At 45.9% G+C, this 14,362-nt stretch carries 10 protein-coding genes; 2 read left to right on the top strand and 8 right to left on the bottom strand.

The window, feature by feature from the left end:
• Positions 1 to 2: 2 nt before the first annotated feature.
• The 6 genes from DXN05_RS14160 to DXN05_RS14135 form a co-directional block, all read right to left on the bottom strand.
• Positions 3 to 3,356 carry a SusC/RagA family TonB-linked outer membrane protein gene (locus DXN05_RS14160; protein ID WP_116847912.1) on the bottom strand — a complete coding sequence of 1,118 codons (3,354 nt, stop codon included), beginning with the start codon at positions 3,354 to 3,356 and terminating at the stop codon, positions 3 to 5.
• A gap of 242 nt (positions 3,357 to 3,598) precedes the next feature.
• A complete protein-coding gene (locus DXN05_RS14155; protein WP_116847911.1) occupies positions 3,599 to 4,063 on the bottom strand; it encodes a protein-disulfide reductase DsbD domain-containing protein in 465 nt (154 codons plus the stop codon).
• Positions 4,064 to 4,105: 42 nt separating this feature from the next.
• Positions 4,106 to 5,356, bottom strand: coding sequence for a FecR family protein (locus DXN05_RS14150; RefSeq protein ID WP_116847910.1), 1,251 nt, complete (start codon positions 5,354 to 5,356; stop codon positions 4,106 to 4,108).
• Positions 5,357 to 5,497: 141 nt separating this feature from the next.
• Positions 5,498 to 6,142 carry an RNA polymerase sigma factor gene (locus DXN05_RS14145; RefSeq protein ID WP_116847909.1) on the bottom strand — a complete coding sequence of 215 codons (645 nt, stop codon included), beginning with the start codon at positions 6,140 to 6,142 and terminating at the stop codon, positions 5,498 to 5,500.
• Between the two features lie 492 nt (positions 6,143 to 6,634).
• Positions 6,635 to 7,696, bottom strand: a complete 1,062-nt coding sequence (locus DXN05_RS14140; protein WP_116847908.1) for an NHL repeat-containing protein — start codon at positions 7,694 to 7,696, stop codon at positions 6,635 to 6,637.
• Positions 7,671 to 8,714: a sterol desaturase family protein gene (locus DXN05_RS14135; RefSeq protein WP_116847907.1), complete on the bottom strand. Its 1,044-nt coding sequence runs from the start codon at positions 8,712 to 8,714 to the stop codon at positions 7,671 to 7,673. Before DXN05_RS14135 ends, DXN05_RS14140 begins: the two co-directional genes overlap by 26 nt.
• 342 nt (positions 8,715 to 9,056) lie before the next feature.
• On the opposite strand from DXN05_RS14135, the gene DXN05_RS14130 reads away from it, so the two are divergent.
• Together DXN05_RS14130 and DXN05_RS14125 are read left to right on the top strand one after the other, a co-directional pair.
• A complete protein-coding gene (locus DXN05_RS14130; protein WP_116847906.1) occupies positions 9,057 to 9,494 on the top strand; it encodes an META domain-containing protein in 438 nt (145 codons plus the stop codon).
• Positions 9,495 to 9,570: 76 nt separating this feature from the next.
• Complete coding sequence (locus tag DXN05_RS14125) at positions 9,571 to 10,848, top strand: DUF6624 domain-containing protein (protein WP_116847905.1); 1,278 nt, start codon at positions 9,571 to 9,573, stop codon at positions 10,846 to 10,848.
• 44 nt (positions 10,849 to 10,892) lie between these two features.
• Here the strand turns inward: DXN05_RS14125 and DXN05_RS14120 are convergent, their stop codons facing one another.
• Positions 10,893 to 11,639, bottom strand: a complete 747-nt coding sequence (locus DXN05_RS14120) for a helix-turn-helix domain-containing protein (RefSeq protein WP_158559251.1) — start codon at positions 11,637 to 11,639, stop codon at positions 10,893 to 10,895.
• 650 nt (positions 11,640 to 12,289) lie between these two features.
• On the bottom strand, positions 12,290 to 14,347 hold the full coding sequence (locus tag DXN05_RS14115; RefSeq protein WP_245975211.1) for a beta-L-arabinofuranosidase domain-containing protein: 2,058 nt from the start codon (positions 14,345 to 14,347) through the stop codon (positions 12,290 to 12,292).
• Between the last annotated feature and the right edge of the window lie 15 nt (positions 14,348 to 14,362).

The raw sequence follows: 14,362 nt of genomic DNA, 5'->3' as shown, positions 1-14,362 counted from the left end.
ACTTAAAGAGTTAATTTTATCCCTGCCGTAATTGTTTTCAATACAGGAAAATAGCTTTGCGTTTCCGGATCTACACCACGGTACTTTGTTATTGTAAGCAGATTCTGGGCTTGCACATATAGTTGCAGGTTTTGTATATGAATGTGTTGCATCCAGCTATCAGGAAACTTGTATATCAGCGACACATTCTTTAATCTTATATAAGAAGCATCACCATATACATAATCACTGGCTTGCGCGTTTATATATGCCTTATAAGCTGCTGACGCTGCGCTTTGAGTAAATGCTTGAATAGAAGTTATATCGCCAGGCTTCTGCCATCTGCTTAATACATATTGTGGTTGATTAGCAGTGCCATCAGGGAAAAGCATACCCGGCGCTCCAAAACTATTTATATAAGTAGGTGCCGTCTGTTTTACAAACTGCAAAAGTACATCCAGCTGAAACCCCTTATAGGTAAGCGCATTGCTTATTCCGCCATAATATTGTCTTCGACGCTCCATGATTGTAGTATTATCGGCGGGTTTGCTAATAGCACCATCTTTGTTTACGTCGAGAAAAGTAAACACGCCCGTAAGCGGATCTACACCTGTTGCATGATAGCGCTTGGCAATCTGAATTGATTTGCCGATAATGTAGCTACTTGCATAGCTACTTTTAGCCAAATCAGGGAAACTAACCAGTTTACTTCCTGCGGAAGTAAGATTAAGCGAGGTAGTCCAAGTAACTTTTTTATTGCGGATATTGTTTGTATTCAACGTAAACTCCCAGCCAAAATTTTGAATTACGGCAGGAAAATTACCGGCTACAGAACCAAAACCAGTAAAATTGGGAAGATTATAACCAATCAGCTGGTTGCCTGATCTATTGCTAAAATAACTGGCTGAAAATAAAATCCTGTCTTTAACAAATCCTAGTTCTGTTCCCACTTCAAATTTCTTATTCACCTCCCAGCTATAGTCTGGGTTAAAAAGACTAGTTGGATATAACCCTTTTACTCCCTGATAAGAAATGGTCAGTGACGTATATCTGCTCAGATATTTATAATCGCTAATTCCATCATTACCCGTGGTACCGTAGCTTAGTCTAAGTTTGCCAAAGCTAAAAGCTGCTTTTTTATTACCGAAGAATTTCTCATTTGAAAAAATCCAGGCCCCGCCTATTGCGCCGAAATTGCCAAACTGCCTTCCTGGTCCAAACCTGCTGCTACCGTCGCGGCGCGCAGTTAAATTCAGCAAATATTTCTCCTTGTAATTATAACCAATACGGGTGAAAACAGCATTATATCTATATAACGTACTCAGCTGCGCAACCCCGGAAATAACAGATGCGCCCGATAGCGTACCCAATAATGCATCACTGACGTACCCGTAACCTGATGCCAAATTATCGGCCGTGCTGGTTTGTTGAAAGGTCAATCCGCCCAATACATCTACTGAATGATTGCCAATTTTTTTGAAATACCGCAATTGTGGTTCTATCAGCCAGGTTTTGGTAATGCGGCTTCCATAATCTGTAACACGAAGCGTTGGATCAGTACCGGCAGATGGCGGCAAAGACTGCAGTGGTGTAATATTCGACTGTGTACTTTGTATATAAGTATAGCCTAAACCTGCTTTTGCCTCTAATCCCGGCAATATGCGGTAGCTTAAACTGGCATTGGAAAGAAGGTTATCTGTAACCGTTTTACTGGTAGCAAGTATCCGGGCAAAGGGATTGATAAATGTACTGTTTTGCCAGTTCAGATTTTCACTTTTATCATAAACCGCCGGGGCATCGGGCGGTAATAAAATTAAATAACTCGGATCATTTTGCGGTAAAATAATCAGGTTGTTCATATAGGAAGCTCCTATGCTCATACGAAAACGCTGATCAGTAGAAAAATGTGACAAATTCATGGAAACGGCTCCTTTACTGTTAGGGAAATCGCCAGGTAAAGGAGTTCCATCCTTTGAGTAACTGGCATTCACTATAAACTGCGTGCCAGCGCTTCCACCTGATAAACTTGCATGTGCATCTGTATGGTGCACGGTGTTTCCAATCAACATTTTTTGCCAATCAGTATACCGGGTTGTATCCCAGACACCATTAATATCATAATCTTTTATCCCCGGAGTTTTACCATCATTATTGAATGCCTCATGCCGCATAGCCAAATACTGTTGTGTGTTCAGCAATTTCGCATAACGTGCAGGAGAAGTGCCTCCTGTATTCACTTCAACATTTAACCGTAACGCGCCTCCCTTTCCCTTTTTAGTCGTAATCAGAATAACACCGTTTGCTCCCCGGGAACCATAAATAGCAGTTGCATCGGCATCCTTCAGCACTTCAATACTCTCTATATCACTCATACTGATGTTGTTTAACGGATTTATCGCGGCAGCACCGGTGCCGATCGCAGTTGTTGTCACAGGAAACGGAACCCCGTCTATCAAATACAACGGTTCCAGGCGACTGGCAATAGAGTTTCTACCACGTATATACACCGTCATTAATGCCCCAGAATAAGGGCCATTCACCTTGTCTATTTCTAATCCTGCTACCCGCCCCTGCATGGCAGACAGGGGATCCATTACCGGCTGCTTTGCTATATCCTCTCCTTTTACGGTGCTCACATTTCCTGTATTCATCCGGTTGGTTGTTACATAGTAGCCCTTCACCACCATCTCATCCAGCATATTAGACGTTCCCTTCAATGTAATTACAACAGTCCGGTTGCCTTCCATATTTACATCTTTGCCTATAAACCCGATACAGGAAACGGACAGTGTTGCGTTTCGGGCATTTTCACCTACAAATGTAAAGGTGCCGTCTGCCTTGGTAGAGGTAGCACGTTTTGAACCTTTGATTAATACTGTCGCTCCCGGTATAGGCTCCCCCTTATCACTCACTACTATCCCCTTTATCTCATCCGGCTCGTTGTATCTATTAAAAAACTCCACCGGCGAAGGCGGCAATAATGAGTTCACTTTTGTATCCGGTTTCTTTGGCGCGTACTTGTTGCGCAGCACTACTATATAGCCGTCCAGTGCATAGGTAATGGGGGTATGGTCAAACAATATGGCCAGCACATCTTCCAGTTCCCTGTCGTGCACATCAATGTTCACCAGCTTGTTTTTGTCAATAAGGTCGCTGACGTACAAAAAACGATAAGGCGTTTGTGCCTCAATAGATTTAAACACTTTGGGCATACTCACCTGCTGCAGCGACAGTGTAATGCGCTGCCCGAATAGTCGTGCATTGGCGTCTATGCCCAGTAACATCAGTAAAACAAGTACACATGGTATAACCCGGAATGTTTTGAACAAAACGGAACCAACCGGTTTCCCCGTTTTGCAGTGAGCAAAGGATTGCATGTTTAGCAGTGTTTGGTTGTTAACAATAAAAGGTATGTATATGCGCAGGCAGCTGCACCGCAACTATGCGGCACACACCCTGCTACAAGTAAATTTTTTGATTAAATTAATTTTGAATGAGATCTTTCAAATAGCAGCAATGACTGGCTTTTCATGAAAATGGAAGAAACAAGGAAGGAATTAAATTGAACCCGAACGAATAAGCACCCTACAGAAGCACACCACCACAGTTTATTGCTGTACTACTGCAGTTTAACGCTGAAACTTTTTGTCTCAGGGGGCAAACAGGAGGTTTCTGTACATGTTTGAAAATTCACCTGGCCTGTGATATTTGTTTTTACAGCAGCATTGCCTGCAGTTTTCACTTTCACACGCTGTACAAAATCTACCTGGTTTTCGTACTGCAGCTGTGTAATATCGAGCGCTTCAATTTTTTCGTGCTGTAACTGGCCAATTTCTTTAATAGCGCCTTCCAGCTTTACCAGCGGGTTACTGGCAAAATGAATAGCAGTAGGTGAAGCAATTGCATCTTTGGGCTGGTGCTGTGCATATACGTGCCAGCCGGCCTGTATGGTTGCTGTTAAATGAATTTCCCAGGTAACAGCATCCACTTTACGCGCGGTATACTGCCATTGAACAGGATCCTGCGCCCGCACCGATACAAACGCCATCGTTGCAGCAATCGTTAGGGCAAAAATGTGCTTCATACATTTTATTTGAATGAAATAAAAGGGAATCCATGATCAGTTTTATAACGGTGTAACAATTACCTTTCCTTCCACCAGCGTAAATTTTACCTTACCTGTCAAATCAAGCAAATGGAGCAAGCGGGATACCGGCAAATCTCGATTTAAAGTACCGGTAAAATCCAACGATACCGGCGCCTGAAACTCTACCTCTACATTATACCAGCGCCCTACCTGGGCCATGATTTCCTGTATCGGTGTTTCATTGAAAGCAAACATACCCTGCTTCCATGCGGTTACTTCACTCATATCTTCCTCGCTTACCCGTATATCTTTTTTACCTGCACTCACCACTGCCTGCTCACCCGGCGTGATTACTTTGGTAATGCCCTGGTGGTTTACTTTAACCGAACCTTCCAGCAACGAAGTTTTTACCAGTCCTTCTTCTGCATAAGCCTTGATATTAAAATGGGTACCCAGCACTTCCACTTCATCCTGCGGCAAACCGTTGGCGCCTGTAATTTTTACATGAAAGGGAACGCGCTTACCCGCCGCCGTTACGTGCGCCACTTCAAAATAAGCTTCACCTGTTAAGGTTACTTCCCTGTTATCATTGCCGAATTGTGTAGGATACCGTAGTGAAGAAGCGGAATTAAGCCATACCTGTGTACCATCGGGTAATGTCAACTTATACTGACCACCTTTGGGCACTTCAAGCGTGTTAAATGTGTTGGCGCCACCGGCATTACCCTGCTGATAGGCCAGCTGCCCATCCCGCTGTTTAATTACCTGGCTCGAACCATCTGTAGCAATGGCGCCGTTTTTCGCAGTATCCAGTAATATTTTTGACCCGTTGCCTAAAGTAAGCCAGGCTTTGTTACTGCCCGGTGCAAAATCAGAAACAGGCGCAGGCTTTACAGAAGCCACTGTATCAGCAGGCTTACGAATGTACATTTTATACACTGCAGGGCCACCAACAAGCACCGCGAGTAAAGCTGCAGCCACCCAAAGCCATGAGAAACCCCGGATGCTTTTTACTTTAGCAGTTGTATGTATCGCATGCTCAGCGATCTCTTTGCTTTGCGCATTTTGAAATAAGGCAGCAAAACCTGCATCGCTGTTAAAAGGAGAATCAGAAAAACGTTCCTCTTCATCAATAGACCGCATGTTTATATCCACGGCCGACAGAATTTTGCCCGCCCCGGGCTGTAACATCAGCTCTCTCAGTTCCTGCTCTTCCGATCTGTTTAACTCACCTGTATACATCCGTTCTAATAACAGTTGTAACCGGTCAGCATCTATTCCTGTTTTCATATTTACAAATTTTAGGAATTTGTGCCTTCAGTAATGAATGATAATTGTTATGAATTGTCTAGGAAGGCGCACAACTTTTTATAAAAAGTGTAGCCCTTTATCACAGGCAGCAACAAAACATGGCAGCAAGCCCTTCCACTGTTAGCAAAATGCCAGCAAAATGGAAAACACAAGCGCCTCACCTGAATACCGTACCACATGTTTGCGAATCAGTTTCAGGGCTTCCATAAAGGTGTTGCGTACAGTAGAGGGAGAAACTTTCAGCAGACCGGCTATTTCATCGTAAGCCATGCCCTGGTTAAAACGCAGTTCATACACTTTCTTGCGCTGGTCGCTCAGGCGCTCTACGGCTTCCTGTATCAGCCGCTTCATATCGCGGCCATGCACAAAATCATCGGCATCATTAATAGCCAAGTCGGCTTCAATGCTTTCGAGCAGTTCTATGGTTTGCCGTTTATTGTTGCGTTTGGCGTGTTCATACACCACGGTGGAGAGTATGCGGTAAATATAAGAGTACGGATGTTGTACTTCGGTAAGGTTGGCGCGGTATACCCATATACGCACAAATACTTCCTGGAAAATTTCCTCCGATGCTTCGGCAGATGAGGTAAACTTATAGGCAGCAGCGTAAATACGGCGTTTGTAAGAATCAAACAGCGCTTTGAATGCAACCGGGTCCCCGGCCGCAATATTGCTGAATAAGACCCTGTCCAGGCTTTCCTCCACAACATATTCACTCTTTTCCACCCGGCCCCCGGCCGCCCCTTCTTGTCGCTTAAATTTCATAAGAAAGGATTTGGTTTAGTTGGCGTACATAACAATTGTTCCGAAAAGGTTGACTAATAAAACAAGATTGACCAGGTAATCATTGACTACGCAATGACCCATCTTACCTATTTCAGGCACCTGAAGCGACAGCTATAAAGGTTTACCGTAAAGTCTGGAAAAGAATGGCTTAACTGATCAAGGTTTGCCAAGGGATGGATTATCAGGCTTAATTTACGGCGTAAATATATTGCCTGTATACTTTTTTTACCGGGCGGTCTCGATATGGCAGGCATAAAAATATTTCATAATCTATGCCTCCACCGAGTTAATTTTCATCAATGCAATATCCATATTGATTCCAGTTGCATAATTGAAAAAACGGTGAATTCCCGCCGACCATTTTTTTCTCCAGCTGCTTCCCTCATTTTCTGCCGCTTTTACGCCTTTTTATGCCCGGCAGGCCATAAAAAAAGGCGGCCGACAGGCCGCCTTTCCAGGAACAGGCTGTTCCTAAACAGTTCGTTTTAATTTATAGGGATATACTTTGCCCGATGCCCACTGTGCTACGTACAGGTTCTCGTCTTTGTCTACACACACGTCGTGCGGATGTACAAATAACTTGTCTGTCTGCGACATGGGCTGCAACTGGCCGTTTACGTAGGTTGGCTCACTGCCGCCGATATTGCTCACCACTTTGTTGTGTTTGTCGAGTATGGTTACAAAGCCTGAGCCTTCCTTGTTCATATCCGGTGAACGCAGCACCGCTGCGTACAGGTGTTGACCATGTATTACAGGGCGGCATACACAGGCACCCGGTAAATGGATAATTTCCTGCAGTTTGCCATCCATGGTAAAACGCTTGAAACAATTGCGTGTACGGTCTGTCACCAGCAGCCCGCCATTGTGTGTGCGCTTATCTATCAGTATGCCATGTGCATTATCCAGGTGCTCGTCACCTTCGCCCTTTCCCCCGAAATAGTTCAGCAGTTTTCCCTTGCTATCGTAATGCAATACGTATTGGGCGCCATAACCGTCGGCAATAAAAATGTCGCCGTTATCGGCAATGGTGGTTTCTGTAGGCACAAAGGTTTCCGGTTTGGTATAAATGCCTGCGTCGAGCGGCGCATCAATGGTAAGCAGTATTTCGCCTGTAAGCGTGGTTTTGTATACCTGGTGTTTTACTGTATCGGTGATATACAAATACTCGGTACCGTTTTCATCGTGCAATGTTAACCCATGCGCACCGGGAAAATTATGTCCCCAGGCATCCAGCAACTGGCCGCTGGTATTGTAAATAAGTACATTGTTTTTTGTTTCATTGGTCAGCAGCAGTATGCGGCCCTGTTTGTCCTGCACCATTTCATGGCAATCGTTCACAGGATATTGCTGCGGGTTGCATTTGCTCCATGCAGTATCAACAGTATACAGCATGTTGTTGTACCCATATACTTTTCCCTTGTCGCGGGCTAAAAGATCGTGCATAATAAAAATCCCTCCGAGGGTGATGGTTGTTTCGCGTATAAAACGCCGGCGCGTGGCCGGCTGATTAGCAGATGGCTTTCTCTTGTTCATATGCAGGCTGTATTGTTGCAGTTTGTTGGGAAGCAGCTTCCTGCTCCCTGTATTCGCGTTTAACAATCGTGGCTGTCTTGTGCTCACCGGTATGGCTCCATCCCGGCGGCATAACAATATACAGGAGCTTGTTTTTAAGTCCGGGTGCCTTGACTACATCTTTAAACAGATAATAGAACTCGCCGAAATACACATCAAAGAAGTTTTTCATGTTCACTTTGCGACTGATGCCGTATTCAATAGTAATATCCCTTCTTTCCGGCTCGTAGGTTTTAAACACCCTGTCCCATATGTTTAACAGGTTACAGAAATTGGTATCCATATACAATGGATTTCTTGCGTGGTGCACACGGTGATGTGATGGTGTTAAAATTAACCGGCCGATAAATCCGAAGCGCGCATCTTTAATTACATTTTCTCCCACATGAATAAATGCGCCCCAGGTACCATCAATAAACATAATAACACCCAGCATAAAAGGGTTAACACCCAGCAGTATGCAAACTGTGGTGCGTATCACATCTGCGTAGGCACCTTCTAAAAAAAAGTGTGCATAGGTTACGGAGAGGTTCATCGTTTCCGGCGTATGATGCTGTGAATGCAAACACCAGAACAACCGCACTTTGTGCCCCCAATAATGGTACAGGAAATGGCCAAATTCCCATACGATATAACCATAAATAAACCAGTACCAGGTATTGGTGGCGGTGAAAATGGCATACTTCGAAAAGAAGCCGATGCACAGCGCTACCATTGCCAGGGAAATAAACCGGCCGATAAAACGGTTGAATACAAATATGAGAAAGGGAACACGGTAATCTTCTATCTTAAACCGCTTGTAAACAGCAGCCCTGATGATCTCAATAACTAACAAAAAGGGAATAAAGGGACCGATAGCAGCCGTAATACCATCCCAGGTGAGTAAAGACTGATAGTTCCCCGTGCGGAATAACTTAACTACTCCATCAACATTGAAGAACCCTACAAACTCATGATACAGCGTGTGCAGTACATCCATAGCTTTTCATTTGGCACAGGTAAGCTACCAATAAATGAAGAGCTAAAAAACTTTTAGCAATCCCGTTCGATTCTGTGTTTCAATACATTATGGGCGTATGTTCCATAGGCATTTCATCATCCCGGGTACAAATTATTCTATTTCAAGCCATTACAGACCGGCCTTGCATAAACGAATTAGCTAAAATATTTTCATCTTTTTTCTGCGTATATACCCCTCATGAACCAAAGGGCCTGCATGCCTGTTCCTGTTGCGTTAAGAATGTACCGCTTGCCCCACAGCTGCCGGCAATATTTTGTGGCGTTTATTTTGTAATATGATCTTCAAACAAACTGCACCTTAATGAAACCATACTTTTTATACCTCCTTGCAGGCCTGGCTATAACTTTATCCTGCTCCTGTAAAACACAACAGTCAACAGCTGCTGCCGGTGACGGCATCACAGGGAAACAATGGCGGCTTACTGAATTGTATGGCCAGCCGGTAACCGTTACCGGCAACAGTAAAATACCCGGCATACTGCTTAATGCAACCGATAAAAGAATAACCGGTAACGGTGGCTGTAACACCTTTAACGGCAGTTACGATATAAAAGACCACAGCCGCATCAGCTTTTCGCAAATGGCATCCACGCAAATGGCGTGCATTGACATGACTACTGAAACCAAACTGCTGCAGGCATTGCAAACAGCCGATAATTATACCATCAGCGGTAACCAGTTATCCTTAAACAAGGCCAGGATGGCACCGCTGGCGCGTTTTGAAGCCGTTGCTCCGTAATAGCTACCGCTGCTGCAGCTGTGTTTGCGCACTCCGGTTAAAATAGGTATCTTCCAAAGCAATCACAGCTGCATCTATGAACCTTTCTTTCCTGCGTTTACTTTTGTTTTTATTGTTACCTGCGCTGCATGCCGGCGCCCAGTACGACACGGCTTACGATGCGGCCATTGCCCGCGCCGGTTTGTACCATTTGCAAAAAGACCATCACAATGCCATCCGTTGTTTTGAGCAGGCATTTGCCATTCAGCCACCCGATGCACTCAATGCCTACAAGGCGGCCGGCGCTTATGCGTTAGACAGCAATGCCGGCAAGGCTTTTTATTACCTGGAACTGGCTTTGCAAAAGGGCTGGCACGATGCGGCATGGCTGCAACAGGATGCCTATTTCAGCTACCTGCAATATGCAGCGCCCGCGCAATGGCAGCAACTGGTACAAAATGCCGTGGCAAACGAAAACAGTTTTGCGCAAACACTGAAACAGCCTGCACTGCGCAAGCGCATTAACCAGATGGCCCTGGCAGAACAGCAACTGCGTTACCAGGCAGCGCAAACTACCAATGACACTGCTTTGCAGCGTATACACCACAACATCTACACGACCGGCAACGAAAACCGTGAACAGGCAAAAGCCATACTGCAACAATATGGCTGGCCCACTATCAGCAGCGTGGGAAAAGATGGCCAGAACAATTTCTGGCTGCTGGTACAACATGCCGATGCAGACATTCCTTTTCAGCAGGCTGCACTTGATTCGATGAAAAAGATCAGGCAAAGCACTGAAACAGATCCTGCACATTATGCTTTCCTGTACGATCGTGTGCAATGCAATTTAAACTACCCGCAGTTTTACGGAACACAGGTAAACTGGACACAACAAGGACAAGCCAACGGCTTTCGCACCATTGCACAGGAAGAAGTGACAGACCGCCGCAGAAAAGCGATCGGACTACCGGTGCTGGCTGTTTATGCGCTCAGTTATGGCTTCACTTACCAGCCTGTTAATGCTGCAACAGCCAGGCACCGGGAAGACAGCCTGCAACATTTGTCTCAATCATTACTGGACAGTGCAGCACAAGCCTACCAGCAACAGGCTTTTCCAAAAGTGTATGACTGTTATAACAATGCCTCGATGATTGCAGGCGGTATGAGCAACGAGGAGCAATTACAGGCTGCCGTAATTTTCTGCCGTATTGCCACACAAACAGGCGAACAGCAGTACAAAGACATTGCGCTCGATTTCCTGAACCTGCTGCAACTACGCCATGCCATCAGTAAAAAATCCCTGCAGCAGCCCGCATTCAGCATATTGCAGCAACAACCGAGATGGGCTGCGATTTACGGGCGATTGGAATGAGTGTTTATTTGTTTCACCATTAAGCAACAGAGCAATCAAACCGCTCACAACCTGATATTGTTCAGTTGAAGGTATTCTGCCGGCGTCATGCCCATTACTTTGGTGAAGCTGAAATTGAAGGCCTGCTTTGATTTGAAGCCTGCTTCAAAAGCAATGACCGATACATCTGCCGCTGCCTGCTTGTCTTTTGCACGCTCCAGCTGCTCCAGCACATCGTTTATGCGAAAACGGTTGATGCATGTGTGAAAGGTTTCTCCCCGGTAACGGTTTAATGCCTCGGCTATGTGCATACGCGGGGCGCCGGTTAATATGGCAACCTGCTCCATAGACAGGTCTGCATCGCGGAATAGTTTTTTATTGTACAGCACCGCTTCAATAGTATCCACCAGCACCTTTTGCTGTACATCGCTCAGCAGGTTTGGGCGCACAGGTGCAGTTGCTTCTTTAGCTTCCATGGCAATAGCCGCACAGGCTTCGGCCATATGAGGCATCAGATCCAGCCAGCCGCGTTGTTTCATTTTATGCCAGCAGATAACAACACCCAAGATAAAAATAACAGTGTATGCCGCAAAGCGCAGGTAAGTATCTGTGGCAGCAGAATAGGCAGTGTGATTCAGGAACAATGCAAGCCGCACCAACCATTGAACAAGCACCATCGCATTTATCGTTAGCAGTAAGCCATTGATTAACCTGATCAATTGCTGTTCTGCCTGCCAGAAATTGTTTAAACGGCCCGCAACCCGCCAGCTGCCAATACAAAGCACTACCTGCGTAACAACGGTTAAGGGCAACGTAATAAGATTATATAAATGCATCGCCTGCAACGGAATGACATTAAACAGCAAGATGTATATACTGATGGAGCAATAACAAACAGCCGCAATAATAAATGGCAAAAGCAGGTAACAGTAACTTTTGGCACGAAACCGGCTGTCAGCCGTTTTTTTCGCATAAAACCAGCAGAGCGGGCCATAGGCCAGACCAATAAATGTATTGAAAGTTGCATTGAGCACAGAGTTACCGATCACCGCATACATCACGAATTTTATTATAAGATGCACGCACAAGCATACCAGCAATAACGTCAAATACTTATCTGCCAAGGGTTTTCGCTTGCCTGAAACCACAATTACCAATGCGATCAACGATTGAAATATGCCGATAAAAATAATATACTTCATACACTACACATGCTTACGGCCCGGTATCCGTAACGTTCCTGTTAATTGATGAAGGCATAACAACCGTCAAGGGGCCGCAAACATAATGTTACATTGTGTACAAATGACACGCTAAAACAGATTTTATATTTTGTTATGGATGATCAGCTGCTTTTGTTTACCACGCAAACGTTTGACTAACCCCGTATAAATAAACAGGAAGGCTTTTGCCTCCCTGTTTGTTATTGCATCAACCAACTATCAACAATGTATGATTATCGCTATCTTTTCGCAGCAGCTACAACGGGGAATGCCACTACACGCACCTTCGTGCAGCCATACGGCACCAGCGTTACGTCTTCCGTTTTGTTGGAAACCTTTCCGCGGTACACGCCGGTGCGGTCGTTTACGGGTTGCTCAGACACACCGTTCACTGCTTTCCAACCAGGAATTGTGCGCGCGGGAACTTTGATCTGCAGTGGTGCATGATCCAGGTTCCATACAAACGCTGCATTTACGGGCGCGCCGGATTCTACACGCATTTCTTCGCCGGGTTTTTCCACTGCATCTTCCAGCAGGCCATAGTTCCAGTCGTTCGCCGGGTATACACTGTAATAATCTCCTTCCCTTTTATCATGTCCTTTCTTCCATTTTTCATTCAGCTTTAACGCATATACCAATGGGCCACGTTCTACTGTTCTTGAATTACGGCCCCAGATAGAAGTCTGAATTTCCATAGGCAGCTGCAGCAGCAATTCATCACCCGGCTGCCAGGCGCGGTACAACGTAAGCAGCGAGCCAGCTTTGCCTGTTTGCAATGGTTTCCCGTTCAGCAATACAGTTGCTTCATTACACCATGCAGGTACCCGCAGTTGCAGCGGGAATACCACTGCGCTGTCCATCTTTAAACGGAAACTGATATCGCTGCTGAATGGATAATCGGTTACTTCCTGTATGGTTACAGGTACTGAATCGCGCCCCAGCCTGGCAGTTAAGGTAGACGGGCTGTAGGTTAACGCCGCCAGTCCGCCGGTAGCTGTACTATACCAGAGATGTGAAGCAAACTTCGTCCACCCCTGGTGCATATTGGCGAGGCAGCAGGTGTAACCGCTGCGCATGCCCAGTACATTGCACATCTGCCGCTCAAACGGCAGTGAAAAATCAAACACGCCTTTGCTTATCTGTACCTGGTTAGCCACCTGGAAATATTGCTTGTGGTTATAGTCATCCGAAGTCTGCGGCGGCAATGCATTAAAGGCTAGTCTTTCCAGCGGATCGGCATAACTGGCGTCACCGGTAAGCTCGATGATCTTTTCCAGGGAAAACATGCTTTCAACAATTGAACACAACTCCGATCCCTGGCTGGGATCGTTGCCGTTTAAATCTTCATCACCCGAAAAACTGCCCATGGGCAGGCCATGCACCATCATGAGGTTGTAATACCCTTTTTTAAGATTAAACAATTCCTGTTTATCACCGGTACGCTGGTAACTGATGGCAGGCGCTTTTAACCCCATGGCCACATTCACGGCATGGCGGTTCATGAGTGTATCGGTGTTGCGGTAATTGGTGGTATGTATAATCCAGCGGTCATCACCAAACCAGCGGCCCCAGGGGTATGCCTGTTTTTCGATAACAGCTGCCAGTGAAAGCAGGCTGGTATCGCTGGTAATGCCATACAGCCATTGCACCATCATCACATTGTCTGACCCGCGTGAACTGGCCCATTCAGAACAGAAGCTCAGCGGTGTTTTACCCAATGCGTTCAGCTGGTAATGAAAATAACGCGTCATAAATGGCACCACCCGTTTATCGTGTGTGGCCAGGTAATACTGCTGCAATACTTTCAGCATTACCATGCGCGGCCACCAGTCGTCGCCATATACACTGTTGGCCACATCTACTTTTTTACCGGTGCGCATTTCCCAGTTGGTGTACGGACCAAAATAGCCGGAAGGCCGCTGGTGATCGAGTGTCCAGTCAATGTATTGCTTCACCTTTTTTATCAGCGAAGCATCGCGCAACATATAGGCAAGCGGTACAGCGCCATCCAGCCAGTAAGGCGTTTCTTCTCCTCCGTCACCGGCACCACCCAGCCAGCCATTGTCTTCCGACATGCGGTTGTATACTTCATCGAGGTGGCTGGTAGTGCCGTCCCGCATAATCTGCAGCTGGTGTAATAACCAGCCCTGTGGCTGAATATCGCCCAGGGGTAATTCCCTGAATACAGGCGATACAAAACTGCTTCTGCTCGAACGTGCATCCCCGGGATCATGTGCGGGTTTAAAGGAGGCGAGCAGCCAGACGGCCATTAAGGCCCATGCGGTTTTTCTCATCATACGCAAAGGGTGTTT

It is taken from the genome of Deminuibacter soli, from assembly GCF_003412455.1.
In the GTDB taxonomy this organism is placed as follows: Bacteria; Bacteroidota; Bacteroidia; order Chitinophagales; family Chitinophagaceae; genus Deminuibacter; species Deminuibacter soli.
Note: the sequence above shows the minus strand (reverse complement) of the source record. Positions and strands in the feature narration are given on the sequence as shown.

Excerpts from the sequence above, each read along its gene's own strand:
- DXN05_RS14160 (WP_116847912.1), bottom strand. The coding sequence starts at position 3,356 with ATGCAATCCTTTGCTCACTGCAAAACGGGGAAACCGGTTGGTTCCGTT.
- DXN05_RS14155 (WP_116847911.1), bottom strand. The coding sequence starts at position 4,063 with ATGAAGCACATTTTTGCCCTAACGATTGCTGCAACGATGGCGTTTGTA.
- DXN05_RS14150 (WP_116847910.1), bottom strand. The coding sequence starts at position 5,356 with ATGAAAACAGGAATAGATGCTGACCGGTTACAACTGTTATTAGAACGG.
- DXN05_RS14145 (WP_116847909.1), bottom strand. The coding sequence starts at position 6,142 with ATGAAATTTAAGCGACAAGAAGGGGCGGCCGGGGGCCGGGTGGAAAAG.
- DXN05_RS14140 (WP_116847908.1), bottom strand. The coding sequence starts at position 7,696 with ATGAACAAGAGAAAGCCATCTGCTAATCAGCCGGCCACGCGCCGGCGT.
- DXN05_RS14135 (WP_116847907.1), bottom strand. The coding sequence starts at position 8,714 with ATGGATGTACTGCACACGCTGTATCATGAGTTTGTAGGGTTCTTCAAT.
- DXN05_RS14130 (WP_116847906.1), top strand. The coding sequence starts at position 9,057 with ATGAAACCATACTTTTTATACCTCCTTGCAGGCCTGGCTATAACTTTA.
- DXN05_RS14125 (WP_116847905.1), top strand. The coding sequence starts at position 9,571 with ATGAACCTTTCTTTCCTGCGTTTACTTTTGTTTTTATTGTTACCTGCG.
- DXN05_RS14115 (WP_245975211.1), bottom strand. The coding sequence starts at position 14,347 with ATGATGAGAAAAACCGCATGGGCCTTAATGGCCGTCTGGCTGCTCGCC.